Annotated in this window: 28 protein-coding genes; 17 read left to right on the top strand and 11 right to left on the bottom strand. The window is 66.4% G+C overall.

From position 1 onward, the window contains the following. The first annotated feature begins 53 nt into the window (after window positions 1-53). The 7 genes from rhaI (at window position 54) to Q8Z05_RS03465 (ending at window position 7,959) form a co-directional block, all read left to right on the top strand. Complete coding sequence (gene rhaI, locus Q8Z05_RS03495; RefSeq protein ID WP_305942111.1) at window positions 54-1,232, top strand: L-rhamnose isomerase; 1,179 nt, start codon at window positions 54-56, stop codon at window positions 1,230-1,232. A gap of 4 nt (window positions 1,233-1,236) precedes the next feature. After that, the gene (locus tag Q8Z05_RS03490; protein WP_305942110.1) at window positions 1,237-3,279 is read left to right on the top strand and encodes a bifunctional aldolase/short-chain dehydrogenase; all 2,043 of its coding nucleotides are present in this window, start codon (window positions 1,237-1,239) and stop codon (window positions 3,277-3,279) included. Beyond that, entirely contained in the window at window positions 3,276-4,796 is a 1,521-nt protein-coding gene (locus Q8Z05_RS03485; protein WP_305942109.1) for a rhamnulokinase, read from the top strand. Before Q8Z05_RS03490 ends, Q8Z05_RS03485 begins: the two co-directional genes overlap by 4 nt. A gap of 48 nt (window positions 4,797-4,844) precedes the next feature. Beyond that, window positions 4,845-5,855 carry an acetylxylan esterase gene (locus Q8Z05_RS03480; RefSeq protein ID WP_305942108.1) on the top strand — a complete coding sequence of 337 codons (1,011 nt, stop codon included), beginning with the start codon at window positions 4,845-4,847 and terminating at the stop codon, window positions 5,853-5,855. Between the two features lie 310 nt (window positions 5,856-6,165). Next, window positions 6,166-7,284, top strand: a complete 1,119-nt coding sequence (locus Q8Z05_RS03475; RefSeq protein WP_305942107.1) for a 3-deoxy-7-phosphoheptulonate synthase — start codon at window positions 6,166-6,168, stop codon at window positions 7,282-7,284. Window positions 7,285-7,452: 168 nt separating this feature from the next. Then, the gene (locus Q8Z05_RS03470; RefSeq protein WP_305942106.1) at window positions 7,453-7,665 is read left to right on the top strand and encodes a helix-turn-helix domain-containing protein; all 213 of its coding nucleotides are present in this window, start codon (window positions 7,453-7,455) and stop codon (window positions 7,663-7,665) included. 195 nt (window positions 7,666-7,860) lie between these two features. Further along, the gene (locus tag Q8Z05_RS03465; RefSeq protein WP_003792170.1) at window positions 7,861-7,959 is read left to right on the top strand and encodes a 30S ribosomal protein bS22; all 99 of its coding nucleotides are present in this window, start codon (window positions 7,861-7,863) and stop codon (window positions 7,957-7,959) included. Window positions 7,960-8,063: 104 nt separating this feature from the next. Here Q8Z05_RS03465 and Q8Z05_RS03460 read toward each other — a convergent pair whose 3' ends face one another. Beyond that, the gene (locus tag Q8Z05_RS03460) at window positions 8,064-8,882 is read right to left on the bottom strand and encodes an HAD family hydrolase (protein WP_305942105.1); all 819 of its coding nucleotides are present in this window, start codon (window positions 8,880-8,882) and stop codon (window positions 8,064-8,066) included. A gap of 93 nt (window positions 8,883-8,975) precedes the next feature. On the opposite strand from Q8Z05_RS03460, the gene Q8Z05_RS03455 reads away from it, so the two are divergent. Both Q8Z05_RS03455 and Q8Z05_RS03450 read left to right on the top strand, forming a co-directional pair. After that, window positions 8,976-9,230: a glutaredoxin family protein gene (locus Q8Z05_RS03455; protein WP_305942104.1), complete on the top strand. Its 255-nt coding sequence runs from the start codon at window positions 8,976-8,978 to the stop codon at window positions 9,228-9,230. A 78-nt stretch (window positions 9,231-9,308) separates the two neighbouring features. Continuing rightward, the gene (locus tag Q8Z05_RS03450; protein ID WP_305942103.1) at window positions 9,309-10,004 is read left to right on the top strand and encodes a redox-sensing transcriptional repressor Rex; all 696 of its coding nucleotides are present in this window, start codon (window positions 9,309-9,311) and stop codon (window positions 10,002-10,004) included. A gap of 66 nt (window positions 10,005-10,070) precedes the next feature. Here Q8Z05_RS03450 and Q8Z05_RS03445 read toward each other — a convergent pair whose 3' ends face one another. The 3 genes from Q8Z05_RS03445 to Q8Z05_RS03435 form a co-directional block, all read right to left on the bottom strand. Then, window positions 10,071-10,838 carry a hypothetical protein gene (locus Q8Z05_RS03445; RefSeq protein WP_305942102.1) on the bottom strand — a complete coding sequence of 256 codons (768 nt, stop codon included), beginning with the start codon at window positions 10,836-10,838 and terminating at the stop codon, window positions 10,071-10,073. Window positions 10,839-11,113: 275 nt separating this feature from the next. Then, a complete protein-coding gene (locus Q8Z05_RS03440) occupies window positions 11,114-11,974 on the bottom strand; it encodes a hypothetical protein (RefSeq protein WP_305942101.1) in 861 nt (286 codons plus the stop codon). A 289-nt stretch (window positions 11,975-12,263) separates the two neighbouring features. Then, the gene (locus tag Q8Z05_RS03435) at window positions 12,264-12,812 is read right to left on the bottom strand and encodes a YceI family protein (protein ID WP_305942100.1); all 549 of its coding nucleotides are present in this window, start codon (window positions 12,810-12,812) and stop codon (window positions 12,264-12,266) included. A 221-nt stretch (window positions 12,813-13,033) separates the two neighbouring features. Here Q8Z05_RS03435 and Q8Z05_RS03430 point away from each other — a divergent pair, with 221 nt between their 5' ends. Genes Q8Z05_RS03430 through ccsB form a run of 5 tightly spaced genes read left to right on the top strand, consistent with a single transcriptional unit; the run spans window position 13,034 to window position 18,116 of the window. Continuing rightward, window positions 13,034-13,699: a histidine phosphatase family protein gene (locus Q8Z05_RS03430; protein WP_305942099.1), complete on the top strand. Its 666-nt coding sequence runs from the start codon at window positions 13,034-13,036 to the stop codon at window positions 13,697-13,699. 47 nt (window positions 13,700-13,746) lie between these two features. Further along, on the top strand, window positions 13,747-14,352 hold the full coding sequence (locus tag Q8Z05_RS03425; RefSeq protein WP_305943470.1) for a TlpA family protein disulfide reductase: 606 nt from the start codon (window positions 13,747-13,749) through the stop codon (window positions 14,350-14,352). 16 nt (window positions 14,353-14,368) lie between these two features. Beyond that, the gene (locus tag Q8Z05_RS03420; RefSeq protein WP_305942098.1) at window positions 14,369-15,124 is read left to right on the top strand and encodes a cytochrome c biogenesis CcdA family protein; all 756 of its coding nucleotides are present in this window, start codon (window positions 14,369-14,371) and stop codon (window positions 15,122-15,124) included. Beyond that, on the top strand, window positions 15,124-16,992 hold the full coding sequence (gene resB, locus Q8Z05_RS03415; protein WP_305942097.1) for a cytochrome c biogenesis protein ResB: 1,869 nt from the start codon (window positions 15,124-15,126) through the stop codon (window positions 16,990-16,992). The genes Q8Z05_RS03420 and resB overlap by 1 nt, the downstream gene beginning before the upstream one ends. Next, entirely contained in the window at window positions 16,992-18,116 is a 1,125-nt protein-coding gene (gene ccsB / locus Q8Z05_RS03410) for a c-type cytochrome biogenesis protein CcsB (protein WP_305942096.1), read from the top strand. Before resB ends, ccsB begins: the two co-directional genes overlap by 1 nt. 130 nt (window positions 18,117-18,246) lie before the next feature. On the opposite strand, the gene Q8Z05_RS03405 is transcribed toward ccsB, so the two are convergent. Continuing rightward, on the bottom strand, window positions 18,247-19,185 hold the full coding sequence (locus Q8Z05_RS03405; RefSeq protein ID WP_305942095.1) for a hypothetical protein: 939 nt from the start codon (window positions 19,183-19,185) through the stop codon (window positions 18,247-18,249). Window positions 19,186-19,441: 256 nt separating this feature from the next. Further along, window positions 19,442-19,906, bottom strand: coding sequence for a PLDc N-terminal domain-containing protein (locus tag Q8Z05_RS03400; RefSeq protein ID WP_305942094.1), 465 nt, complete (start codon window positions 19,904-19,906; stop codon window positions 19,442-19,444). A 73-nt stretch (window positions 19,907-19,979) separates the two neighbouring features. Here Q8Z05_RS03400 and Q8Z05_RS03395 point away from each other — a divergent pair, with 73 nt between their 5' ends. Continuing rightward, window positions 19,980-20,309 (top strand): DUF4229 domain-containing protein, encoded by a 330-nt coding sequence (locus Q8Z05_RS03395; RefSeq protein WP_305943469.1) that lies wholly within the window; start codon window positions 19,980-19,982, stop codon window positions 20,307-20,309. A 17-nt stretch (window positions 20,310-20,326) separates the two neighbouring features. Here the strand turns inward: Q8Z05_RS03395 and Q8Z05_RS03390 are convergent, their stop codons facing one another. From Q8Z05_RS03390 to Q8Z05_RS03370, 5 genes are all read right to left on the bottom strand, one after another. Beyond that, window positions 20,327-21,208, bottom strand: a complete 882-nt coding sequence (locus tag Q8Z05_RS03390) for a 1,4-dihydroxy-2-naphthoate polyprenyltransferase (RefSeq protein WP_305942093.1) — start codon at window positions 21,206-21,208, stop codon at window positions 20,327-20,329. Between the two features lie 62 nt (window positions 21,209-21,270). Next, window positions 21,271-22,437, bottom strand: coding sequence for an AMP-binding protein (locus tag Q8Z05_RS03385; RefSeq protein WP_305942092.1), 1,167 nt, complete (start codon window positions 22,435-22,437; stop codon window positions 21,271-21,273). A 27-nt stretch (window positions 22,438-22,464) separates the two neighbouring features. Continuing rightward, window positions 22,465-23,433 carry a 1,4-dihydroxy-2-naphthoyl-CoA synthase gene (locus Q8Z05_RS03380; protein ID WP_305942091.1) on the bottom strand — a complete coding sequence of 323 codons (969 nt, stop codon included), beginning with the start codon at window positions 23,431-23,433 and terminating at the stop codon, window positions 22,465-22,467. 21 nt (window positions 23,434-23,454) lie between these two features. Continuing rightward, on the bottom strand, window positions 23,455-23,895 hold the full coding sequence (locus Q8Z05_RS03375) for a VOC family protein (RefSeq protein WP_305942090.1): 441 nt from the start codon (window positions 23,893-23,895) through the stop codon (window positions 23,455-23,457). A gap of 73 nt (window positions 23,896-23,968) precedes the next feature. After that, window positions 23,969-24,730, bottom strand: a complete 762-nt coding sequence (locus Q8Z05_RS03370) for a CPBP family intramembrane glutamic endopeptidase (RefSeq protein ID WP_305942089.1) — start codon at window positions 24,728-24,730, stop codon at window positions 23,969-23,971. Window positions 24,731-24,800: 70 nt separating this feature from the next. On the opposite strand from Q8Z05_RS03370, the gene Q8Z05_RS03365 reads away from it, so the two are divergent. Together Q8Z05_RS03365 and Q8Z05_RS03360 are read left to right on the top strand one after the other, a co-directional pair. Beyond that, entirely contained in the window at window positions 24,801-25,781 is a 981-nt protein-coding gene (locus Q8Z05_RS03365) for a metal ABC transporter substrate-binding protein (protein WP_305942088.1), read from the top strand. Then, a complete protein-coding gene (locus tag Q8Z05_RS03360) occupies window positions 25,778-26,611 on the top strand; it encodes a metal ABC transporter ATP-binding protein (protein WP_305942087.1) in 834 nt (277 codons plus the stop codon). Before Q8Z05_RS03365 ends, Q8Z05_RS03360 begins: the two co-directional genes overlap by 4 nt. Window positions 26,612-26,614 lie beyond the last annotated feature (3 nt).

The raw sequence follows: 26,614 nt of genomic DNA, 5'->3' as shown, positions 1-26,614 counted from the left end.
CGCAGCACCACCACCCCAAACCGCAGCACCACAAGACATCGGAAAGAACCATCATGAATGACGTAGCAACGGCGCTGGGCAGGCTCGGAGAGCTTGCCATCGAGGTCCCCTCGTGGGCCTATGGGAATTCAGGCACGCGCTTCAAGGTGTTCGGTACGCCGGGCACCCCGCGGACGGTGCTGGAGAAGATTGCGGACGCCGCGAAAGTGCACGAGCTCACGGGCCTGGCGCCCACCGTTGCGCTGCACATTCCGTGGGACAAGGTGGACGACTACGCCGTCCTGCGCGAGTACGCGGAAGGCCTCGGCGTGGGCCTTGGGACGATCAACTCGAACACCTTCCAGGATGACGAGTACAAGTTCGGTTCCCTGACGTCCTCCAACGAGTCCGTCCGCCGCCGGGCTATCGACCACCACCTGGAATGCATTGAGATCATGCACGCCACCGGCTCGAAGGACCTGAAGATCTGGCTGGCGGACGGCACCAACTACCCGGGCCAGGACGACATGCGCGGCCGCCAGGACCGGCTGGCGGATTCCCTGCAGGAGATCTACGCCGGCCTGGGCGGGGAGCAGCGCCTGGTGCTGGAGTACAAATTCTTCGAGCCGGCTTTCTACCACACCGACGTCCCGGACTGGGGCACCTCCTACGCCCAGACCCTGGCCCTGGGGGAGAAGGCGTTTGTGTGCCTGGACACCGGGCACCACGCTCCGGGCACGAATATCGAGTTCATCGTGATGCAGCTGCTGCGCCTGGGCAAGCTGGGTTCCTTTGACTTCAACTCGCGCTTCTACGCCGATGACGACCTGATTGTGGGTGCCGCGGATCCGTTCCAGCTGTTCCGCATCATGTACGAGGTCATCCGCGGCGGCGGCTTCGGCAAGTCCGCAGGAGAGAATGCAGGTGTGGCTTTGATGCTGGACCAGTGCCACAACCTGGAGGAGAAGATTCCGGGCCAGATCCGCTCGGTCCTGAACGTGCAGGAAATGACGGCGCGTGCCCTCATGGTGGACACCGCTGCCCTGGGCGAGGCCCAGCGGTCCGGGGATGTCCTGGCTGCGAACGCCGTGTTCAATGACGCGTTCTACACGGACGTCCGCCCGGCCCTGGCGCAGTGGCGTGAATCCCGCGGTCTGCCCGCGGACCCGATGGCCGCGTTCAAGACCAGCGGTTACCAGAAACAGATCAACGAGGACCGCGTCGGCGGCCAGCAAGCCGGATGGGGCGCATAAGAGCATGAGCAGCACGAACAAGACTGTTGAAGACCTGATTTCCCGTTCCAACCGCCTGGGTGCGGACAATCGGAACACCAACTTCGCCGGCGGCAACACCTCGGCGAAGGGCACCGAGAAGGACCCCGTCACGGGCGAGGACGTTCAGCTGCTTTGGGTCAAGGGCTCCGGCGGGGACCTCGGCACGCTAAAGGCCCAGAACCTCGCCGTGCTCCGCCTGGACCGGCTGAATGCCCTGAAGAACGTCTACCCGGGCGTTGAGCGTGAAGATGAGATGGTGGCCGCTTTTGATTACTGCCTGCACGGCAAGGGCGGCGCCGCGCCGTCGATCGACACCGCCATGCATGGCCTGGTGGACGCGGCCCATGTGGACCACCTGCACCCGGACTCCGGCATCGCGATCGCCACCGCCGTGGACGGCGAGGCCCTGACCACCAAGATCTTCGGCAACAAGGTGGTGTGGGTGCCCTGGCGCCGGCCCGGTTTCCAGCTTGGCCTGGACATCGCCGCGATCAAGGACGCCAATCCGCAGGCCATCGGCACCATCCTGGGCGGCCACGGCATCACCGCCTGGGGCGCCACCAGCGAAGAAGCAGAGCAGAACTCGCTTTGGATCATCGAGCAGGCCGAAAAGTTCATCGCGGAAAACGGCCGCCCGCAGCCCTTCGGTCCCAAGCTGCCCGGCTTCGGCGCGCTGCCGGAGGCCGAACGCCGCGCCAAGGCCGCCGCGCTGGCACCGGTCATCCGCGGGCTGGCGTCCACGGACAAGCCGCAGCTGGGGCACTTCAGTGATGACGCCGTCGTGCTGGACTTCCTGGAAGCCGCCGAGCACCCGAGGCTCGGGGCCCTGGGCACGTCCTGCCCGGACCACTTCCTGCGCACCAAGGTCAAGCCGCTGATCCTGGACCTGCCCGCGGACGCGTCCGTCGAGGACTCGATCGCCCGGCTGCAGGAGCTGCACGCCGACTACCGCGAGGACTACCAGGCCTACTACGACCGGCACGCTTCTCCGGATTCCCCGGCGCTGCGCGGCGCTGACCCGGCCATTGTGCTGGTCCCCGGGGTGGGCATGTTCTCCTTCGGTGCGAACAAGCAGACCGCCCGCGTTGCCGGCGAGTTCTACCTCAACGCCATCAACGTGATGCGCGGTGCCGAGACGATCTCCACCTACGCCCCGATCGAGGAATCCGAGAAGTTCCGGATCGAGTACTGGGCCCTGGAAGAAGCCAAGCTCGCCCGGATGCCCAAACCCAAGTCCCACGCCACCCGCATCGCGCTGGTGACCGGGGCCGCGTCCGGCATCGGCAAAGCCATCGCCACGCGCCTCGCCGCGGACGGCGCCTGCGTCGTCATCGCGGACCTGAACCTTGAGAACGCACAGGCCGTCGCCGCGGAACTGGGCGGCCCCGACGTCGCCATCGGCGTCCAGGCGGACGTGACCGACGAAGCCCAGATCGCCGCCGCCATCCAGGAAGCCGTGCTGTCCTTCGGCGGGCTGGACCTGGTGGTCAATAATGCCGGGCTGTCGATCTCCAAGCCGCTGCTGGAAACCACCGAGAAGGACTGGGACCTGCAGCACAACGTCATGGCCAAGGGCTCCTTCCTGGTGGCCAAGGCCGCTGCGAAGGTCATGATCGGCCAGGACATGGGCGGGGACATCATCTACATCTCCTCCAAGAACTCCGTGTTCGCCGGCCCGAACAACATCGCCTACTCCGCCACCAAGGCCGACCAGGCACACCAGGTCCGGCTCCTCGCAGCCGAACTGGGCGAATACGGCATCCGCGTCAACGGCATCAACCCCGACGGCGTGGTCCGCGGCTCCGGGATCTTCGCCGGCGGCTGGGGCGCCAAACGCGCCGCGGTCTACGGCGTGGACGAGCAGGAGCTGGGCAAGTATTACGCCCAGCGGACCCTGCTCAAGCGCGAAGTCCTGCCCGAGCACGTGGCCAACGCCGCCGCGGTGCTCACCAGCGCCGAACTGTCCCACACCACCGGCCTTCACATCCCCGTGGACGCCGGTGTGGCCGCCGCCTTCCTGCGATGAACAGCGTTCCACCAACCCAGGACACCGCTCCGGTCACGGTCGGGGCGGTGTCCGCCGCTCATCCCAGCGGGCGGGTCTTCGCCGCCGTCGACATCGGCGCCTCCTCCGGACGCGTCATCCTCGGACGGGTCTCCGGCGGCGCCGGCCCGGAAAGTGCCAAGCTGGAGACTGTTCACCGTTTCCCGAACGGCGTGGTGGAGTCCGACGGCGGCCTGCGCTGGGACTTCGACGCCCTGTTCGCTGAGGTGCTGGCCGGCCTGGCTGCCGCGGCCCGCGTCGCCGCGGAGCGCGGTGAAACCATCAGCAGCATCGGGATCGACACCTGGGCGGTGGACTACGGCCTGGTCAACGCGGCCGGGGAACTCACCGCGCAGCCGTTCAGCTACCGCGATGACCGCAGCCGGGCCGCCGTCGCGCCCGTGCACCAAAAACTGGACCCCGCCCGGCTCTACGCCACCACCGGGTTGCAGTTCCTGCAGTTCAACACGATCTACCAGCTCGCCAGCGAACCGGACCTGGAGGGGCTGCAGGCCCTGCTCATCCCGGACCTGATCGCGTTCCTGCTCACCGGGGTCCGCCGCACCGAGGCCACCAACGCCTCCACCACCGGGCTGTTCGACGCTGTCGCGGGGGAGTGGGCCACCGAATTCCTGGCAGCCCTGGGCCTGCGGAAGGACCTGTTCCCGCCGCTGATCCAGCCCGGCGAAACCATCGGCACCCTGCTGCCCGGCATCGCCGCCCGCACCGGCCTGGACCAGGCCACGAAGGTGGCGGCCGTCGGCTCACATGACACCGCCTCCGCCGTCGCCGCGGTCCCGGCCGGTGCAGCCGGCTCCGGGGCCGGGAACTTCGCCTACATCTCTTCCGGCACGTGGTCCCTCGTGGGTGTCGAGCTGAGCCACCCCGTGCTCACCGAGGCGAGCCGGCAGGCGAACTTCACCAACGAGCGCGGCGTGGACGGCACCATCCGGTACCTCCGCAATGTCGGCGGGCTCTGGCTGCTCAGCGAATGCCAGCGCACCTGGGCCCAGCAGGGATATACGGCGACACTGGACGAACTGCTGGCCGCGGCCGCTGCCCTGCCGTTCGGCGGGCCGCAGGTCAACGCCGATGATCCGTACTTCATCGCCCCGGACAACATGCCGGACCGGATCCGCGCGGCCGCCCGCAACACCGGCGCACTCCTCCCCGACAACCCCGCGGCGATCACCCGCTGCATCCTGGACAGCCTCGCCGCCGGCTACGCCCGGACCATCGCCGACGCCGAACGCCTCGCAGACGTGCCCGTGGACGTGGTGCACATCGTCGGGGGAGGCTCGCAGAACCGGCTGCTGTGCCAGCTCACCGCCGACGCCACCGGCAAACGCGTCATCGCCGGACCCGTGGAAGCCACCGCACTCGGCAACGTGCTGGTCCAGGCCCGGGCGGCGGGCGTGGTCACCGGCGGGCTCGCCGAGCTGCGGGCCCTGGTGCGTGGCTCGCAGCCGTTGGAAAGCTATCAGGCGGCGCTGGTCTGAGTCGCCGCAGTCCGATCTACAGCCCAGCAATTACAGAACCGGAATCCGATGCCCCTCTTCGACCTACCGCTTGAGCAGCTCCGAAACTACACGTCCGGCGCCGCCGCCCCGGCGGACCTTGACGCCTTCTGGGACCGCACTATCAGCGAGGCCCGCGAGTACCCGCTGGAGGTGGTGTTCGAGCCCGTGGACAACTACCTCACGGTGATCGACACCGTCGACGTCACGTTCGCGGGCTTCGGCGGTTCCCCGGTGAAGGCCTGGCTGCACCTGCCGGCGGACCGTTCGCCGGACGAGCCGCTTCCCGTCGTCGTGCAGTACGCGGGATATTCGGGCGGACGCGGGCTGTGCAACCAGGACACCAAGTGGGCGCAGGCCGGGTACGCGCACTTCATCATGGACACCCGGGGGCAGGGTTACGGCGGTCTGCTGGGGAACACCGCGGACCCGCACCCGTCCGCGGGCGGTGTGGCGCATGCGGGACTGATGACCCGCGGCGCTGGAAGCCGCGAGGACTACTACTATCGCCGGGTCTATGTGGACGCCTTCCGCGCGGTGGAAGCCGCGCAGGCCCATCCCGCCGTCGACCCCTCCCGGGTGGTGGTGGCGGGTGTCAGCCAGGGTGGCGGCATCACAGTTGCCGTGGCCGGGCTCGCGGCCGGAAGGCTCGACGGCGTGATCGCCGCACTGCCGGATGTTCCGTTCCTGCAGGACTTCCCCCGCGCCATCGACATCACACCGCGCGGGCCCTATCCGGAGATCGCCGCATTCCTGGCCCGCCACCGGGACCGTTATGAGGCAGTCCTTGCCGTGCTGAACTATTTCGACGGCGTCAACCTTGGCCGGGCAGCAACCGCGCCGGCGCTGTTCTCGGCCGCACAGGCGGACGACATCTGCCCGCCGTCCACCGTTTTTGCCAGCTTCAACGCCTACGGAACGGGCGCTGGAAACGAGGCGCCGGCCAAGGAGATCGAGGTGTACCGCTTCAACAACCATGAGGGCGGACAGGAGCACCAGTGGAACCGGCAGCTGCGGTACCTGCGCAAGCTGCTGGGCTGAGGGGACCGGGTTCCACCAGTCGCAGACCAGCGCGAACGGACACTTGAGGCCCCGCCGAAAGGGGCCCCACATGTCCGTTCGCGCGGGTTCGATTTGCGGACCCGGCGTCCCCGCGGTTATGGTCTTGGCTATGACTAACCGTTGGTATGCGTATTTTTCGTTGGCTCTGGAGGGGCCCGCGTCTAACTGACACGCATCCAACTTACCTTCAGAGCCAACAGGGCAGAGATCATTCTCTGCCCTTCGCCATTTCTCCGGCGGGTTCTGATCTGGGCCCGCTCCGCACCTCTTCCGGAACAGGACCCGCACCATGAGCACCGCAGCAGCCACCGAAACACAGCATTCCACGTCCAACCTGCGCGTCAGTGAATTCAAGCCGCTGCCGTCGCCCCAGGACATGATCGCGGAACTGCCGCTTGACTCCCGGGTGGCAGACGTCGTCGAACGCGGCCGGGACGAAGTCCGGGCCATCATGGACGGCGTGGACGACCGCCTGCTGGTCATCGTGGGCCCCTGCTCGATCCACGACCCCAAGGCAGGCCTGGAATACGCCCGCAGGCTGGTCAGCCAGGCGGAGAAGCACCGGGAAGACCTCCTGGTGGTCATGCGGACCTACTTCGAGAAGCCCCGCACCACGGTGGGCTGGAAGGGCCTCATCAACGATCCCCGGCTGGACGGCAGCCACGACATCGCCACCGGGCTGCGGGCGGCCCGCCAGTTCCTGAAGCAGGTCACCTCCCTGGGCCTTCCCACGGCCACGGAGTTCCTGGAGCCCATCAGCCCCCAGTACATGGCTGACCTCGTCTCCTGGGGAGCCATCGGTGCCCGCACCACCGAAAGCCAGATCCACCGCCAGTTGGCGTCCGGGCTGTCCATGCCCATCGGATTCAAGAACGGAACCGACGGCGACCTCCAGGTCGCCGTGGACGCCTGCAGCGCTGCCGCGGCGCCCCAGGCGTTCCTCGGGATCGACGGTGACGGCCGGGCGGCGCTCGTGGCCACGGCGGGCAACCCGGACACCCACGTGATCCTCCGCGGCGGCCGCAAGGGCCCCAACTACTCCGCGGCGGACGTCGAGGCGGCATCGGCAAAACTGGCCGCCAAGCAGCTCAACCCCAGGCTCATCGTGGACGCCAGCCACGCCAACAGCGGCAAGAGCCACCACCGCCAGGCCGAGGTTGCCCTGGAAATCGGCGCCCAGCTGGAAGACGGCGGAGCTGCAGCTTCGGTGATCGCCGGCGTCATGCTTGAGAGCTTCCTGGTGGGCGGGGCGCAGAACCTGGACGTGGCTGAGCACGCCTCCGGCACTGACGAGCTGGTCTACGGCCAGAGCGTAACGGACGCCTGCATGGAGTGGGACGTTACGGCTTCCGTGCTGGGCCAGCTGGCAGCATCCGCCCGCAAGCGCCGGAGCGCTCTGGCGGGCTGAATTCGCTGAGGGTTCATGGAAAATTGGTTACGCCGAATGACTTTCACTATGGCACCATCAGCCACTAGAGTAACTAACACAGGGTAGGTTGATGGCTCAGCATCGGCACACCGCAATGGGGTTTCAATGGGGTTGCCTTTATCAGCTGTCAACAAAGGAATAAGGGAAATGTCCGCAGAGTCGAACTTCTCGAACGCTCAGTTCCTGACTGTGGCCGAAGTGGCCGAGCGCATGCGTGTTTCCAAAATGACCGTGTATCGCCTTGTTCACTCCGGAGAGATGCCTGCCGTCCGTTTCGGCCGGTCCTTCCGGGTGCCGGAGTCCGCCGTCGAACAGTACGTCAAGGGTGCTGTTGTGGAAGGCCAGTCGGACACGGCGTAAGCTCCCTCGAACCCGCCGTATGGCCGCCCCAAGGTGCGCAGCCAGGCGGTCGGTCAGTGAGTCCGCCGGATAAGCGGTACCCTGTTAGGGAACGTTTTTCGTTATTGTAAGAATCTGTTTGTTGTTTAGTCTGTTGCCTAGTCCACGGACCTCTTCCATCAGACAGGTACTCCATCTAGTTTGTAAGGAACTTTCGTGGGTTCAGTTATTAAGAAGCGTCGCAAGCGTATGGCCAAGAAGAAGCACCGCAAGTTGCTTCGTAAGACCCGCCACCAGCGCCGTAACAAGAAGTAGAGATACTTCCTACAGCGTGAGATGCCCGTTGCCTTTGGCAGCGGGCATTTTTCTTTTGCGGGAAGCCGCCGGCAGCAGCGCCCGGCGCGCCACTCTGTAGTGAGTTAGACCGTGGGGCCGCGGAAGCGGGTGAAGCCCCTCCAGAGTCCGTAGACAGCCCCGCCAACCGTGGCGGCCTTGAGGCCAAGCGTGGCGGCACGTCGTCCGGAGCGGAAGTCGTAGACCGGCCAGTTGTTTTCGCGCGCATGGCGGCGGAGGCGGGCATCAGGGTTGATGGCCACGGGATGGCCCACCATGCTCAGCAGCGGAATGTCATTGTGGGAATCGCTGTAGGCCCAGCAGCGCTTGAGATCCAGGTCCTCCGCGTCCGCGATGCCCTGGACAGCCACCGCCTTGGCCTGGCCATGCAGGATGTCACCCACCAGCCGCCCGGTGTACGCGCCGTCCTTGATTTCGCCCACGGTTCCCAGTGCGCCGCTCAGGCCCAGCCGGGTGGAAATCACCGTGGCCACCTCGATGGGGGTCGCCGTCACCAGCCACACCATGCGGCCCACCCGGAGGTGCTGCTGGGCCAATGCCTTGGCGCCCGGCCAGATCCTGGACTCGATCATCTCATCGAAGACTTCTTCGCCGAGGGCTTTGATGTCTTCCACGGTGATGCCGGCCGCCAGCGTCAGGGCCGAATCGCGGACCGCGTGGACGTCGTCCATGTTCTCGCCGCGGAGGACGAACTTGAACTGCTTCCAGGCCATCCCGGCCGCCTGCGGCAGCGTGAAGGCGCCGCGCTGGTGCATTTTCCGGGCCACATGAAACAGGCTGGCGCCCTTCATGAGGGTGTTGTCGACGTCGAAGAAGGCGGCCTCGCCGTGCTGCAACGCACCGGCCGGCTGCCGGATCACGGCGACGTACTTCTCCTCGGGCATGACTCGAGTCTAGTCAATGGGCAATGTCCGTGTTGTCGCGGCGCGACTATCCTGCCGTCGCGGCGGGGCGGCAGCCCGGGCTACGGTTGATGCATGGCACATCCCGACGTCGTCCTCATCACCAAAACTGACTGCCACCTCTGCGACGCGGCGCGCGACGCCGTCGGACGGGTCACGGCCGCATTGGGACTCGAGTGGACGGAACAACTGGTGGACAACCTGCCGGAGCTCCGCGAGCGGTATGCCGAGGAGATTCCCGTGGTCCTGGTGGACGGGGTCCAGCGCGACTTCTGGAAGATTGACGAAACCCGCCTGGAACGGATCCTTCGACAGGCAGCGGCCAAGTAGGCTTGGCTACTCCTGCTTTGTTGGCATTACGGACGGGGCTCTAGAGTGGACTCACAACGCGACGCAATGGAGCAGATAGTGACTTCGCTGGATTCATCCCCCGAGGCCGTCCATGGGGAAAGCGGAACTGCGGCCAAGCAGATTCCGCCCGCGGCCGTGGCCCGGCTGACCATCTATTTGCGTGCCCTCACCACAATGCTGGCGGAAGGCGTAGAGCGCGTCTCCTCTGAATCCCTTGCGGAAGCCTCCGGCGTGAGTTCGTCCACCCTCCGCAAGGACCTCTCCCACGTCGGGTCGTACGGCACCCGCGGCGTCGGCTACGAAGTGCAGTACCTGAGCCGCCATATCTCAGCCGCGCTTGGGCTCACCAGGGACTGGAAAGTGGCCATCGTGGGCGCCGGCAACCTCGGCAAGGCCTTGGCACGGTACGGCGGATTTGAGTCGCGGGGATTCGACGTCGTGGCCATTTTCGACGCCGACCAGATGGTGGTGGGCAATGAGGTTGGCTGGCTGCGCGTCAGCGACGTCGCAGACCTGGAACCGGTGCTCCAGCGGACCGGCGCCAACATGGTGGTGCTGGCACTGCCTGCCGCCGTGGCCCAGGGTGTGTGCGACCGCGTCATCGCCGCCGGTGTGCGGAGCATCCTCAGTTTCGCCCCGGTAATGCTGCAGGTGCCGGCGGGCGTCAACCTGCGAAAGGTGGACATGGCCACCGAGCTGCAGATCCTGGCCTACCACGCCCAGCGGACGCAGATTCCGGAGGACGGCGAGTAAGCCCGCCGCTCCCGTGCTGCCGGCGGTCGCTGTGCGGCCGTGCGGCCGTAGGCGGCCGCACTGTTGTTAGCGGCCGTAGGGGTAGCCGGGCTGACCGTAAGGCCCAGCGAACGGGTGGTACTTCCGGAAATACGGCGCTGAGCCGGGGAGGTACAGGAGCACCATCGCGGCAACCCCGGCAAGGATGGACGGCGTTCCCGGTCCGTTCTCGAAGATTCCCAGCAGGGAAAAGGCGGCCAAGATAGTGCCGAGAATGCGGGCCCAGTTCCGGCCCTTCCGGATTTTGAAGGCCACGAGCGCATAAAGCAGGACGCCGACAGCGGCAATCAGCGCCACCATTCCCACGATGATGCCCTTGAGGGCTTCGAAATCGACTTCGGCGCCGCTGGTTGCCAGCCTCGCTTCCATCTGTCTGCGCAGGGCAGGGTCATCGAGGGAACCCATGGAGAAGAAGATCGAACCCACCCAGAAGAGGCAGGCGAGGACCAACAGCCAGAATGAGGCGTTCACCAGCGGGGGAGTGGCACGGCCTGAGTTCCCCTGCTGCGGCAGTTCAGAGGGGTAAGCGAGGTACTGCTGTTGCCCGAACTGCTGCGGCTGTGCAAACTGCTGCTGTGCATCCTGCGGCTGCCCGTACTGGGGTGCCTGCCCGGATTGAGGCGGCTGCCCGTACTGCGGCTGCCCGTACTGGGGTGCCTGGGCGTATTGCGGCTGCCCGTACTGGGGTGCCTGGGCGTATTGCGGCGCCTGCGCGTACTGCGGCGGCTGCTGGCCGTATTGACCGCCGGCTGCGGAATCGTTGGAGGGCGACGGCGGGATGGACGGAATGCTCATTATTGATCCTTTGCAACTCGATTACTCAGTAATCTCAACCGGGATCAGCCACATCATCCTGCCCCCCAGTGTGATTTTGCTAACACGGTACCGCGCGCAGGGGCGTTCTGGGCATAGTTTGCAGCTCAATTTCGGCTCAAGAGATTGCCGGGCAACCGCAAAGGGCGCGGACTCCGGCGGCCGGCGACTGAATTCGCCTGGTCGAGCCAAAATCCACGCCCTCCGGGTGCGGAACTGAGATGCTTCGGTTTGGTGCTTTTGCCTACAGGTCGGGACTAGCGGCCGTAGGGGTTGCCCGGCTGGGAGTAGGGGCCCCCGAAAGGCTGCTGCTTCTGGAAGTAAGGTGCGGACGCCGGGAGGTACAGCATCACGATCGCCACGATGCCCAGCAGGCCCGAGAGGGTTCCGAGGCTGAGCGGGAACAGGCTGAAGATTGACAGGGCGGCCAGGACGGTGCCCAGGATGCGGGCCCAGTTCTTGCCCTTGCGCACGTTGAACGCCACCAACGCGTACAGGCCGGCACCGACGAGGCCGACCACCACCATCATGCCGATGATCAGGCCCTTGATCGACTCGAAGTCGACGTCCGCGCCGCTTGTCCGCATCTGCTCCTCGAACGTGCTGCGCATGGCCGGATCATCGAGCGCGGGAATGGCGATCAGAAGGGAGACCAGCCATAGGGCGCCCGCTGCAACGATCATCCAGAACGCGTTGTTGACCATTTTTGGAACCCCGCCGGCTGCTACACCCTGCGGCTGCTCGGACGGGTACTGGGCGTAGGGGGACTGGCCGTACTGCTGCGGCGCCTGCCCGTATGGCTGCTGCCCGTACTGGGGAGCAGGGGGCTGCTGCCCGTACTGCTGCTGCCCGTACTGGGGGGCGTTCTGTCCGTATTGCGGAGCGGCCGGGGGCTGCTGCCCGTACTGGGGGGCGTTCTGTCCGTATTGCGGAGCGGCCGGGGGCTGCTGCCCGTGCTGCTGCTGGCCGTATTGCGGTGCGTTCTGTCCGTATTGCGGAGCCGCGGGGGACTGCTGCCCGTACTGGGGGGCGTTCTGTCCCTGCTGCGGAGCGTCGGGGCCGGGCTTGCCGTTTTCAGGTTCGTTCTGGCTGGGCGGGTTGGCTGGCGGGGTGCTCATAGTTGGTCCTTTGCGGGTCGACTACTGACTAATCAGGTACCGGGATCAGTAAACGGTTCCCTGCCCCCAGCATGGTTTGGTTCCACCGTACCGCGCTCCGGCCGCCCGGTGGATCATTCCGAAGAGGTATTCTGGCCGGTCGGGTCTGGCGGCTTCGTTGCACGAGGAACCGGTGCCGAACCATCCGGATTAAACACAGCGCCCCGCTCCGTCGCGGGGACGGAGCGGGGCGCTGGGGTGGTGCAGTACTCCCGGTACTGCTACTGCCGGTAACTACAAGGCAGGGTAATTACGCGGCGGGTGCGATGAAGGCGAGCTCGAGGTTGATGCCAACCTTGTCGCTGACCAGCACGCCGCCGGCTTCGAGGACGGCGTTCCAGGTCAGGCCGAAGTCCTTGCGGCTGATGGTGGTTTCAGCGGTGAGGCCTGCGCGGGTGTTGCCGAACGGATCCACAGCCACACCGTGGAGCTCGGTTTCGAGAGCCACCGGGCGGGTGACACCCTTGATGGTCAGGTCGCCCTGGAGCTCGTAGGCGTCGCCCTTGGGAACGATCGCGTTGGAGACGAAGGAGATCTCCGGGAACTTCTCCACATCGAAGAAATCTTCGCCGCGGACGTGGCCGTCGCGGTTGACGTCGCCGGAGTCGAAGCTGGCGGTCTGGATGGTGGCGTTGACCTTGGAGTCGGCAACGTTCTCGGAGAGGTCCAGCGTTGCTGCGGCGTCAGTGAACTTGCCGCGGACCTTGCTGATGCCGGCGTGGCGGACAGTGAAGCCGATTTCGCTGTGCGAGTTGTCGAGGGTCCAGGTGCCGGTGGTGACGTTAGCGGGCAGTGCCATGGTGGTGCTCCTTGTGTTCTGTGGTGGAAAGTCTCTTGCGGAAGGACATCTGATCGCCAGCAAAAACTTCCTTGGTTGAAGTCTCAACTAACTGCTTCACCCAGTATAAACATGCATTTGCATCTTTTATTCCAATCCCGGGGAACATTTTTCAAAACTTCTGAGTTCTACTTCCTGTAGAAGATTTCAGATCGTCCGACATCTTTGAGAAACTGGTAAACATGCCCCAAGCCACTGTTCATCTTCTTCGCCATGGCGAGGTCCACAATCCGGACGGCGTCCTGTACGGACGGCTGCCGGAATTCCACCTCTCCGATCTCGGGCAGCAGATGGCCAAGACCCTCGCGGTGCACTTCAGTGACCGCGCAGCCGGCGGGGCCAACATCGTGCACCTGGTGGCGTCACCGCTCACCCGCGCGCAGGAAACAGCCCTCCCCATATCGGAAGCGCTGAACCTTGAGATCCACACCGAGGCGCGCATTATCGAAGCTGAGAACCACTTTGAAGGCCTCAAGGTCAACAAGGCCGAGCTCCGCAAGCCAAAGCACTGGCTGTACCTGCGCAACCCCTTCGTGCCGTCCTGGGGTGAGCCGTACAAGAACCAGGCCGCCCGCGTCATCGCGGCGGTGCAGGACGCGCGCCGTCGTGCCATTGAGCTGGGCGGGGAGGGCGCCGAGGCCATCCTGGTCAGCCACCAGCTCCCCATCTGGTCTACCCGCCTGAGCGCCGAGGGCAAGCCCCTCTGGCATGATCCGCGCAAGCGCGAATGCACGCTCACGTCCATCACGTCGCTGGTGTTCGACGACGACGGCACGCTCCTGCGCGTTGAGTACAGCGAGCCTGCTGCCGCACTTCTGCCCGGCGCCTCGAACACTCCGGGGGCCTGAGCGTGGCCGGATTCAAGTTCACCAAGGCAGTTGGCGCACGCCATGAAATGACGAACGCGGCGTCGCGCCGCAGCGTTTTGGCAGCGGGGGGCCTCGGCCTGGCCGCCCTTACCCTGGGGCTTTCCGCGTGCGCCCAGGAGGACGCCCTGGCCAAGCAGGCCAAGGCCGGAGACAACAAGAACTACGTGGCCGGGGACGGCTCGGTGACCGAGTTTGCCGCCGCAGACCGCAAATCCGCCGTCAGCATCAAGGGCACGCTGTTCAACGGCACCACCGTGGAGCCCGCTGACTTCGTCGGCAAAGTCACGGTCCTCAACTTCTGGTTCGCCGCCTGCGCACCGTGCCGCGTCGAAGCGCCCTCGCTCGAAGCCCTCCACCAGGAGTTCAAGGAGCAGGGCGTGCAGTTCTACGGCGTGAACCTCCGCGATGAAAAGGCCGCCGCCGAGGCGTTCGACAAGACCTTCAACCTGACCTACCCCAGCTTCCATGACAAGGACGGCGGCGTGCTTCTGGCCGTCTCCGGGCTGGTTCCCCCGGGTGCTGTGCCCACCACGCTGGTGCTGGACAAGCAGGGCCGGGTTGCCTCCCGTGTCCTGGGTGAAATCCAAAAGGGCACGCTCAAAGCCCTCATAGCCGCCGCCGTGGCAGAGTAACGGCGGCGCCCCCACCGTGAACAGCCCCTTCGCCGAAGCCATCCTGAGCGGTTCCCTGCTGCTCGCCATCCCCGTGGCGTTGCTCGCCGGACTCGTGTCTTTCCTCTCGCCGTGCGTCCTGCCGCTGGTGCCCGGATACCTGGGCTATGTCACCGGACTGACCGGCGTGGACCTGGAGAAGCAGAAACGCGGCCGGATGCTTGCCGGAATCGGCCTGTTCGTGCTCGGCTTCTCGGTGATCTTCGTCCTGCTGGGCGGCGCGTTCGGCCAGTTGGGATCCATGATCAGCGGCGGCCAGAACGCCTGGATCACCCAGGTGCTGGGCATCCTGGTGATCATCATGGGCGTGGTGTTCATGGGCGGATTCGGCTGGCTGCAGCGGGACGCCAAGATCCACGCCAAACCGCCGGCCGGGCTGTGGGGTGCACCGTTGCTGGGCATCACCTTCGGACTGGGGTGGGCGCCGTGCATCGGCCCCACCTACTCCGCCGTCCAACTGCTGAGCATGTCCGGAGGGTCCTCGGCTGCCAAGGGCGCGTTCCTGGCCTTTGTCTACAGCCTGGGACTGGGTATCCCGTTCCTGCTGATTGCGCTGGCCGTCCGCCGCGGTGTCGGCGTGATGTCCTTCTTCCGCAAGCACCGCCTCGCCATCCAGCGGATCGGCGGCGGAATCCTGGTGGTCCTGGGCCTCCTGATGGCCAGCGGTGTATGGGGCGCCTGGGTGTCCGGGCTGCAGTACTGGTTCCAAACCGATGTGAAATTGCCGATCTGATGAGCGAGCGAGTGAACGACAAGAACAAGCCAGCACCCGTGGACGAATCAGCGGAGAACCAAGCAGAGACCACTGCCGGAAAATCAGGCGCGGACAATAACGCGGCCACTCCCGTGGCCAAAGCCAAGGCGGAAGCTGCGCTGCCGGCGCTGGGGCTCAAAGGCATGCTGCGGTGGGCCTGGACCCAGCTGACCAGCATGCGCACCGCGCTGTTCCTGCTGCTCCTGCTCGCTGTTGCCGCCGTGCCCGGATCGCTGTTCCCGCAGCGCCCCGCGAACCCGTCGATCGTCACCCAGTACATCGCGGACAACCCGGACTACGGCAAGATCCTGGACTCCCTCCAGCTCTACGACGTGTACTCCTCGGCGTGGTTCTCGGCCATCTACATCCTGCTGTTCATTTCACTGATCGGCTGCGTGGTTCCCCGCGCGATCGCCCACTACAAGGCGATGCGCTCCCAGCCCCCGCGCACCCCGGCGCGGCTTTCCCGCCTGCCCGAGTACGGCACGCTGGTGATCCCCGCGGACGCCGGGATCCCGGCGTCGCGCGCCATTGCGGACGCCGCCGCGAAGCTGAGGAAACGCGGTTACCGCGTTGATGTCAGGGACGACGACGGCGCGCGGCCCTCTTTGGGGGCCGAGCGCGGCTTCCTGAAGGAGGTGGGGAACCTGGTGTTCCACACGTCGCTGATCGGGGTGCTGGTCTCCGTGGCGGCCGGCGGCCTGTTCGGGTACAGCGGGCAGCGGATCCTGGTGGAGGGCGACACCTTCGTGAACACCCTGGTGGGCTACGACCAGTTCACCCCGGGCACCAACTTCCAGAGCAGCCAGCTCCAGCCCTACTCCATTCAGCTGGACAAGTTCCAGATCACCTTCGACCGCGAATCGCAGGGCAAGTTCGGCCAGCCCATCGACTTCAAAGCCGACGTGACCACGCGGGAAACACCGGACGCACCGGCGGAGCAGCAGGTCCTGAAGGTCAACGATCCCGTCAGCCTGGGCGGCACCAGCATCTACCTCACCGGCAACGGCTACGCCCCCGTGGTGACCATCCGCGACGGCGCCGGCAACGTCGCCATGCAGGGCCCGGTGGTGGCGAAGCTGCAGGGCGACAACTACTACTCCTCCGTGGTGATCAAGGTTCCCGATGCGAAGCCGGACCAGCTCGGCTTCGCAGGCTTCTTCCTGCCCACCGCGTTCGTCACCGAGGAAGGCGTCTCCTTCAGCGGGGACCCGGAGCTGATCAATCCGCAGCTCACCCTGAACTCGTACTTCGGCGACCTCGGCCTGGACGCGGGCTCCCCGCAGAACGTCTTCGAGCTCGATGTCAAGAAGCTCACGCCGCTCAACGCCCGGAACCTCGACGCCGGCGGCATCACCCTGGCTCCCGGCAGCACCTACACGCTCCCGGACGGCAAGGGCTCCATCAGCTTCGACGGGGTGAAGCGCTACATCGGCGTGGACATCCACCACAACCCGGGCCAGCTCTACGCCCTGATCTTCGCCCTGCTCGCTGTGGCCGGACTGGTGACGTCCCTCTACGTGAACCGCCGCCGGGTCTGGGTACGTACGGGCACCCACCCCGACGGCCGCACCATGGTGGAGTACGGACTCCTGGCCCGCGGCGAAGACCACCGGCTCGCGGCGGAAGCGCAGACGATCCGCGGACTGCTGACGGAGGAATGGGGCCTGGACGCCCAGGACGACGACTCCCAGAAAGTTACCAGCGGGCAGGTGGATAATGACCCGTCGGAGGACGTCCCGGCGGATCGCGGCAACAGCGGCCGCAGCGGTGACTCTACAGAATTGCGCACAGACGACTTCATCCAGTCAACAGCAGGCTCATCCGAGTCGAAGAAGGACCAGTAATGCTCCCCATCAACGAAACAATGGGCCAGTACAGCGAGCTCTTTATGCTGCTGGCTGCCGGTACGTACACGGTTGCCTTTATCGCCTTCGCCTGGGACCTGGCCAAGAGCAGCAAGGCGCTCCGGGCTGTGGACCTTAAGGCTGCGGCCGCAGCGCAGGCAACTGCAACAGCCAAGGTTCCGGTGGGAGCCGGCGTCGGCACCGGCGGTGCTGTCGACCGTGCTGCTGTTGACCGTGCTGACTCGGACGTCAGCGGGCCGGCCGGCCGTGCCGAGCGGCCGTCGTCGTCCACTGGCCGTGCGTCCGCCGGTGCCGTAGCAGGCGCGGGGCAGACCGCCGACGCCGGAATGCGCTACGCCGCCGAACGCCGCGTTCCCGCCCGCGTTGCGGTTGCCCTGACGGTGCTGGGCGCCGTGATCCACGGCGCCGGGGTGATCACCCGTGCCCTCGGTGCAGGCCGGGTGCCGTGGGGCAACATGTACGAGTTCCTCACCACAGGCGCGTTCGTGGCCGTGGCGGTCTTCCTGCTGGTGCTGATCCGCCGCGACCTCCGGTTCCTGGGCACGTTCGTGATCGGCCTGGCCATCATCATGCTGGTTGCGGCATCCGTGGCCTACTGGACGCCCGTTGGACACCTGGTGCCGGCACTGCAGAGCTACTGGCTGATCATCCACGTGTCCATCGCGGTGCTGTCCTCCGCGCTGTTCACGCTGACGTTCGCGATGTCCGCCCTGCAGCTGGTGCAGTCGCACCGGCAGAAGGCCATCGCGGCAGGCGGCGCGGACAAGCTGGGCTTCATGCGCCTGGTGCCGTCCGCCCTCAGCCTGGAAAACCTCTCCTACCGCATCAACGCGATCGCCTTTGTGGGCTGGACCTTCACCCTGATGTTCGGCGCCATCTGGGCCGAGAAAGCCTGGGGCCGCTTCTGGGGCTGGGACACCAAGGAAGTCTGGACGTTCGTGATCTGGGTGGTTTACGCCGGCTACCTGCATGCCCGCGCCACCCGGGGCTGGACCGGCACCCGGGCCGCCTGGCTGTCGATTGTGGGCTACCTCTGCGTGATCTTCAACTTCACCATCGTGAACCAGTTCTTCAACGGCCTGCACTCCTACTCGGGGCTGTAAGGGTCGGGGTCCGGCAGGCCCGGCCCCCCGTGTTCCTGCGCCGCGTTCTTGCGCACCCTTTGCCACTTTTGGCCGCTAAGCCACGCGCTTAGCGGCCAAAAGTGTCAAAGGGCCGAGGTGCAGCGCCAGTTCAACGACGACGGCGGGCTGGTGCCGCTGCCCAGCCACGCTCAACGAGCGCTTTGCGGACGCGGGTAACGGCACGGGGCTCCATGCCGGGCACCAGCGGGTCGAGGTCCAGCTGGGTCAGCACCACTACCCGCCAGCCCGCTTCCTTGGCGTCCTCGTCACGGAAGATGTCGCTGCGGCGTTGGGCGGCCGATGCGTGATGGCCGCCGTCGTACTGGATCGCCACCATCTCGCGCTCATAGGACATGTCGGGATCCTGGATCCAGCGGCCGGTCTCGTCGAACATCGGCAGGTTGATGGCAGGCTCGGGAAGGCCGTACCGGCGCAACAGCAGCCTGACCTCCGACTCCTTCGGGGAATCGGTATGTGCCCGCATCAGGGCCCGGGCCCGCATGGACTTGCGGTAACCCGGCTTGCCCGCCTTGGCGGCCAGGAAGCTGTCCAGTTCGGCCAGCGTGGAGAGGGGATTCCGGCGTCGCAGCAGGAAATCGCCGGCGATCACCAAGTCATCGAGGCCAAGTATTCCGGCAAGGTCGAACCACGTCCGCAGCGGGGAGGTGCATTGCACATGCCGGCCCGGAGTGATTTCTGCAGGTTCCAGGTCCAGTTGGTGCCCCGCCACACCCTTGCGCCGCAGGGCGCGCCGGCCGGCCGGGCAGGTCAGATGGAGCACCTCGTTGTTTTGCCAAACCAGGGGCAGGGGAAATCCCCAGAGCAGGGCTGCCGAGAGATGGCTGACAACAGCTCCCGTCACCGCGCCGACAGCAGCGGCGCGGAGCAGCAGGGTTGCCTCGGCCGCGGCTGAAACCCTCGCTCCGGTACAGGGCCGCACCAGGTCGCGTGCCCGCAGGCGGCGCGGGGTGAGGCCTGCAGACCGGGCCTGCTCCAGTGTGAAGGGCCCGCGGCGAAGGTCATCGGGGAGCTCGGAGGGAGGGCGCATACGAGCATTGTGCCCCGGCGCAATGAGGGCAGAGGGGTTATCCACAGTCGGAGGTCGATGTGGAGGACAAGTGAGGGCCCGTGACGTTTGGTGCGGACGCTACCGCGTGCAGCCTCCCGGACGCGGCCGGTTGACACTTTTCGCCGCTCTGGACGGGCTATAGCGGCTCAAACCGGCAAATGGGTGCGGTTGGCGCGCGGCCCGACGGCTCCTGGGCCCGTGGTCCGTTCAAGCGTTCAAGGGCCGCCGAGCGAGCCTACTTGACCTCGTCCGTGCCGTGGGAGTCGGTCTCGGGGTGGTGCGATTCCTCGGTGTGCTTGTCGCCCCGCTGGCTGCCGTTCGACTTTCCCTTGCCCTCAGCGCCGTTCGTGCCGGAGGCGCCGCCGTTGGCCTTGCGTTCCTTGGCCTGCAGGTCCTCCTTGAGCTTCCTGAGGCGGTCCGCTTCGGCCTGGTTGCGGCGGCGGAGTTCAAGGTTGCGCAGGAAATCGGGGTCGTCATCCGGTGCCGTGGTACGAGTGTAGGCCTGCGGGGCGGTGCGGTCCTTGCGCGGCCGACCGATGATGAACCACAGCGCCGCACCCACCACAGGCAGCACAACAACCACTACCATCCAGGCAGTCTTGGAGATGCCCCTGGTGAGGTTCCTATCAGTGCGGATCACGTCCACGATGCCATAGACGTATATGGCTAGAACGGCGACGGCGACCAATACTCGGGGCATACCACCAGTCTACCGTCAGGAAGCTTTGGCGGGGGTGCGGGCGGCGGACGGCTAAACTTGGACTGTGGCCTTTATGAAATACACCCTGATCCGCCTGGCGCTGTTTGTGCCGCTGTTCGCACTGTTCAGCTTCCTTCAAATCGGAATGCTGCTCTCCGCGGTCTGCGCCGGCCTGATCGCTTTCGCCATCAGCTACCTGTTCTTCCAGAAGCAGCGCGACGCCGCCACCGCCACCCTGCATGAGCGGTTCTCCGGCCGGGCCAAGCCCATCCGGACTGCCGGCGAGGTTGAAGACGCCGACGCCGAGGACAGCCTGGTGGACGCCAACCCGGACATCACCGTCCGCTCAGAGGTTCCCCGTACCGAAGCCCCCCGCACCGAAGTTCCGCGCAAGGAATCCTGACCCTTACAGCCCGTGCTTTACAGCCCGTGGCTCAGCACAAGCCCCAGGGAGAACAGCACGCTGTAGCCCAGGTTGATCAGGCCCGTCTGCTTGAGGACGGGGATGAGGCTCTTGCGCTTGCGTCCGTTGATCATCAGCCATGACGGCATCAGGCTGGCGGGAATCAGCAGCAGCACGATCAGCATCCACGGGCGTGCCGGTGCCAGGACGATGACCAGCAGGATGGCGACGGCGAGCATCAGGACGTAGCTTTCACGGGCGTGCTTGTCGCCCAGCCGCACGGCCAGCGTCTTCTTTCCGGCCTGGATGTCGGTGGGGATGTCACGGACGTTGTTTGCCATCAGGAGGGCGCAGGCGATCAGCCCGGTCCCGATCGCGCCGATGACGGCAGGCAGGCTGATCTGCCCGGCCTGGGTGTAGGTGGTGCCGAGGGTGGCCACCAGGCCGAAGAATACGAACACGAAGACGTCGCCCAGGCCCATGTAGCCGTAGGGGTTCTTCCCGCCGGTGTACCCCCACGCGGCCAGGACGCAGCCCAGGCCCACCAACACCAGCCACCACGCCTGGGTGATGACCACCAGGACCAGGCCGAACAGCATGGCCAGCCCGAAGGCGCCGAACGCGGCCCGCTTGACCATCTCCGGTTTGGCGGCGCCTGAGCCCACCAGCCGGAGCGGTCCCACGCGGTCCTCGTCCGTGCCCCGGATGCCGTCCGAGTAGTCGTTGGCATAGTTCACGCCGACCTGCAGCAGCAAGGCCACCATGGCGGCAAGGACGGCGTTGAGCGGCTTGAAAGCGTCCATCTCGAAGGCTGCGGCCGTGCCGATCAGGACCGGTGCGATGGCAGCCGGCAGGGTGCGCGGTCGGGCGCCTTGGATCCATTGTGCGGCTGTAGCCACGGTCAGTACTCCGATTGGTTCGTTGTGCGGGTCAGCTTGGTGCGGGCGTGCGAAGAGCTTCTCTATTTTCCCTGATGCAGGGCGTCCAGCCGAACAGTCATGCCCAGCCTGTCGGGTTTGCCGTTGGGAAGCATCATCAGTTCGCCGGCCGCGAGGACGGTTTTAGGCGCCAGGGCACCCAAAGCATCGTGCCGGCGCGCGGTGAAGCCTTCGAGGCCGGCAGGGGAGCTGTCCGCCACGGCAACGTAGGCTGCCACGGCCTGGCCCCATTCCTCGGACGGGACGCCGGCCACAAAAGCCGCCAGCACGCCGTCGAGCTTTTCCAGCTCGGCCTGCACGTGCGTGGCCGAAACCTTTACGCCTCCGGTGATGATGACGTCGTCGGCCCGGCCCAGGACGGTGAGCTTCCCGGTGGCGTCGATGGAGCCGAGGTCGCTGGTGCGGTACCAGCGCACGCCGTCCTCCTCGAAGAAGGCGTCGGCAGTGAGTCGGGGCTCGTCGAGGTAGCCGGCCGCCAGGGTGGGTCCGCCCAGCAGGATCCTGCCGTCCCCGTCCACACGGGCCAGCACGTCCTCGAGCGGGAAACCGTCGTACACGCAGCCGCCGCAGGTCTCGGCTGAGCCGTACGTGGTGATCACGCGTGCGCCGGCGTCGCGGGCCGCGGCCAGCAGTTCGGGCGAGGCGGGGCCGCCGCCGAGCAGGATGCCGTTGAACCGGCGGAGCACGGCAAGCGTCTCCGCCGACGGCGAGTCCAGCAGCCGCTGCAGCTGGGTGGGCACCAGCGAGGTGAAGCGGATCTTGTCCGTGAGCTCCAGGGCGGCCGCGGTGAAGGCCTCCGGCGTGAAGCCGCCGGACAGGTCCATGGCCCACGGCCGGGTGCCGGCGAACAGGGAGCGCACCAGGACCTGCACCCCGGCCACGTACTGCAGGGGGAGGGCGAGCAGCCACTGGCCCTCGCCCTTGAGCGCGAAGGCGGTGGCCACGGAGGACGCCGCCAGGGCGTCAACCGTGAGGACCGTCGCCTTGGGCGCACCCGTGGAACCGGACGTGCGCACCACCACGGCAGCATCCTCGAACCCCGGCGTTTCCACGGCGGAGACCACAACGTTCCCGTCGGGGCCGGCGGAAAGTTCGACGGCGGGACCCTCACCGTGGAGGGCGTCCGCCAGCGCCTTCAGGGCAGGCTCGATGTTCGGGGGCTGGGAAGTCGCGGAGGGCTGGGAGGTCACAGGTGCTGCCTTCGGGGTAGGGCGGGCTTAGAAGTAGTACGGGAACTGGGACCAGTCGGGGTCGCGTTTCTCGAGGAAGGCTTCCTTGCCCTCCACGGCCTCGTCCGTCATGTACGCCAGCCGGGTGGCTTCGCCGGCGAAGACCTGCTGCCCGGCCAGGCCGTCGTCGGCCAGGTTGAACGCGAACTTGAGCATGCGGATGGCCTGGGGCGACTGCCGGGCGATGTCCGCCGCGTACTCCAGGGCGACTTCCTCGAGCCGTTCGTGGTCCACGGCCTCGTTCACGGCACCCATGCGGACCATGTCCTCGGCCGAGTATTCGCGGGCCAGGAAGAAGATCTCGCGGGCGGCCTTCTGGCCGATCTGGCGGGCCAGCAGCGCGGAGCCGTATCCGGCGTCGAAACTTCCCACGGTGGCGTCCGTCTGCTTGAACTTGCCGTACTGGCGTGAGGCGATGGTGAGGTCCGAGACCACGTGCAGCGAGTGCCCGCCGCCGGCGGCCCAGCCGTTCACGACGGCGATGACCACCTTGGGCATGGTGCGCATGAGCCGCTGGACTTCCAGGATGTGCAGCCGGCCGGCGCGGGCGGGGTCGATGGTTTCCTTGGTCTCGCCGTCGGCTGTGTTCTGTACTACGTACCGATACCCGTCGCGGCCGCGGATCCGCTGGTCCCCGCCGGAGCAGAAGGAGTGCCCGCCGTCCTTGGCCGATGGCCCGTTGCCGGTGAGCAGCACGGTGGCCACGTTGGGGGTCATTCGGGCGTGGTCCATGGCGCGGTAGAGCTCGTCCACGGTGCCGGGACGGAACGCGTTGCGGACCTCCGGGCGGTTGAAGGCGATGCGGACCGTGGGCAGGTCCCGCAGCACGGCGCCGTCCGAATCCCGCTCCACCTGCCGGTGGTACGTCATGTCCTGGAAGTCGTCGAAGCCGGCCACGGTGCGCCACCGGGAGGGGTCAAAGACGTCGGATACCTTGGCTGGGAATACGTTGCTCACAGTCCGAGTCTAGTAATCGCCTCAGCTGATGCAGAACTCGTTGCCCTCCGGGTCCGCCATGGTGTGCCATTCGTGGGGGCCCTGGTTGGCCGTCCACAGGAACGTTGCGCCCCGTGCTTCGAGCTCTTTGCGCACCTGATCCTTGTCCCGGTCGCCAATTCGTACGTCCCAGTGCACCCGGTTCTTGACGGTCTTACCCTCCGGCGCGGTCTGGAACAGCAGCCGCCGCTCCGGCGCCTTGGCATCGATCTCCTCCGCCGGCCGGATTGCTGCGCCGGTGGCCCAGACGAGCTTGCCGTGGTGGGTTTTGGTTTCGGCTTCGGTGGCGTACCCCTGGTCGATCATGGACCGGATGAATCCTTCGTCCTGCGGCTCCACGGCCCAGTCCAGGGTTTCCGCCCACCAGTCGGCGAGTTCGTGCGGGTTCTTGCAGTCGATGACGATCTGAATGTTGAGTCCCATGACCCAAAAGTACGACGGCGGCGTGCACGGCGGTAGGGGGCCGCGAGCGGTCAGGAGGGTGTCAGTCGGGTGTCTAGGGCTGGACCTGCTGCAGCTGGTCCATCAGTTCGGGCGGAATGGCGTAGATGAACACCACGGCCAGCAGGTTCTTCGCGGCGTGGACGAAGTAGGAGAACATCAGGTTCTTGCCGGTCCACACGTACACGAACACCAGGGTGGCGCCCATGGCCAGGTACGGCATCAGCACGGGCAGGGTCAGGGTTTCCTGGCCCACAATGTGCAGCGCCGCGAACAGCACGGTGGACAGCACGCAGCACACCCAGATGTTGACCCGCCGGCTCAGCTTGCCGATCAGCAGGTGCCGGAAGATGTATTCCTCCACAAACGGGCCCACGATGACCAGCAGGGGCACGATCAGCCACGGCGACACCTGCTGGACGAGTGCCTGCACGTTGGCCTGGTTGGCGGAGTTCTGCACGGCTCCGGTGATGGCCACCAGGATGGCCGTCAGGATCAGCATGGCCACCACCGCGACCGGAATCATGATCAGCGTGAACCATGGCCTGGTGGCCAGGACGCGGAGGTCGCGGGCGGCCACGCGGCGGGCGGCGGTGACGGCAAGGATGCCTACGCCGCCGTAGAACAGCAGGTTGACCGAGTACACGGCAACGGTGGGGTCCGGGGACAGCTGCAGCAGCAATGGTTGCAGCAGCGGGCCTGCCACGGCAAAGAGTGCCGCGACGGCCACGTAAAGCCCCACGGTGGTGTAGTCGAGCGCAGAAAATCGGTAGAGCTCCGGCTGTGGCGCCGGGGAATTGCGGACAGCTGTTCCCATGTCCCCAGCCTAGCTTGGGCCGGGAGGGCGGCGTTGCAGCGGGGAGGCGGCGCCGAGTAGAATATTCGGTATGCCTAAATTTCTGTTTCGGTGCGCCAAAGTAGTCCGCCGAACCGGGGTCCTCCGCTCTGCCGGAGCCGCCGTCGCCGCCGCTGTCCTCTGCCTGTCCCTCACCGCGTGCGGGGGCAATGCACCCGGCCAGGGGCCCGGCGATGAAAAGCCCGTGGTGCTGACCACCTTCACCGTCCTGGCCGACGTCGCGCAGAACGTGGCCGGCGACAAGCTGCAGGTCGAGTCCATCACCAAGGCCGGTGCCGAAATCCACGGCTACGAGCCCACCCCCGGGGACATCCGCAAGGCGTCCAAGGCGGACCTGATCCTGGACAACGGGCTGAACCTGGAAGCCTGGTTCGCGCAGTTCGTCGAGGGCCTGGATGTTCCGCACGCCGTGGTGAGCGAAGGCGTTGAGGTGATGTCCATCAGCGAGGACTCCTACCAGGGCAAGCCGAACCCGCACGCATGGATGTCCCCGGTCAACGTGCAGATCTACGTGGACAACATGGTGAAGGCGTTCTCGAAGCTCGATCCTGACAACGCCTCCGTCTTCGAGGCGAACGGGGCGGCCTACAAAGCCAAACTGCAGGCCGTGAAGGATGAGATGGTGCAGAAGCTCGCCACCGTTCCGGAAACGCAGCGTGCCCTGGTGACCTGCGAAGGTGCCTTCTCCTACCTGGCGCGCGACGCCGGCCTCCGGGAGGTCTACATCTGGGCCGTCAACGCGGAGCAGCAGGCCACGCCGCAACAGATCGCCCGGGCCATCGAGTTCGTCAAGGCCAACAAGGTCCCGGCCGTCTTCTGCGAGTCCACGGTGTCCGACGCCCCCATGCGCCAGGTGGTGGGAGCCACGGGGGCAGCATTCGGCGGCGTGCTCTACGTGGATTCGCTGTCCGAGTCGGACGGTCCCGTGCCCACCTACCTGGACCTCATCCGGCACGACTCCAAAATCATCACCGAAGCCCTGGCCGGCGCCTCGGCGGGGGCGGCATCGTGAGCACCCCGGCCATCCTCGTTGAAAACGTCACCGTCCACTACGGCGAGGTCCTGGCGCTGGAGGCCGCGTCGCTGACCCTGGACACTGCCCGGATCTGCGGCCTGATCGGCATGAACGGTTCCGGCAAATCCACGCTGTTCAAGGTGATCATGGGAATGATCAAGCCCGACGCCGGCCGCGTCCTCATCAACGGGGCCTCACCTGCCAAGGCACGCCGGGAAGGCGGAATCGGTTACGTCCCGCAAAGCGAGGAAGTGGACTGGCAGTTCCCGCTGTCCGTCCGCGACGTGGTGATGATGGGCCGCTACGGGCACCAGGGTTTCACCCGCCGCCCCTCCAAGGAAGACCGCGCCGCCGTCGACCTCGCACTGGACCGGGTGGAACTCTCCGAGTTCGCGAACCGGCAGATCGGCCAGCTGTCCGGCGGCCAGAAGAAGCGGGCGTTCGTGGCCCGGGGCATCGCCCAGGGCGCCACCATGATGCTCTTGGACGAGCCGTTCGCCGGAGTGGACAAGCGCTCCGAAGCCACCATCACGCGGCTGCTGCGGGAGCTCGCTTCGGACGGCTGCACCATCCTCATTTCCACGCACGACCTCCACGCCCTGCCGCAGCTGTGCGACGAAGCGGTGCTCCTGATGCGCAAGGTCCTCATGCACGGCCCGCCGGAGGTTGTCCTGCAGCCCGAATACCTGGCCATGGCCTTCGGCCTGGACGTCCTTAACCGTGAGCTGCCGGACCCCGAGCGTCCGGCAGGTGAGCTTCCGGCTGCCGACCTTCCGGGCAGGGACCTTCCGGACCGGGACCTGTCCCGGCACCAGGGCAGGAGCTAGGCC

The organism is Arthrobacter oryzae, from assembly GCF_030718995.1.
In the GTDB taxonomy this organism is placed as follows: domain Bacteria; phylum Actinomycetota; class Actinomycetes; order Actinomycetales; family Micrococcaceae; genus Arthrobacter; species Arthrobacter oryzae_C.
Note: the sequence above shows the minus strand (reverse complement) of the source record. Positions and strands in the feature narration are given on the sequence as shown.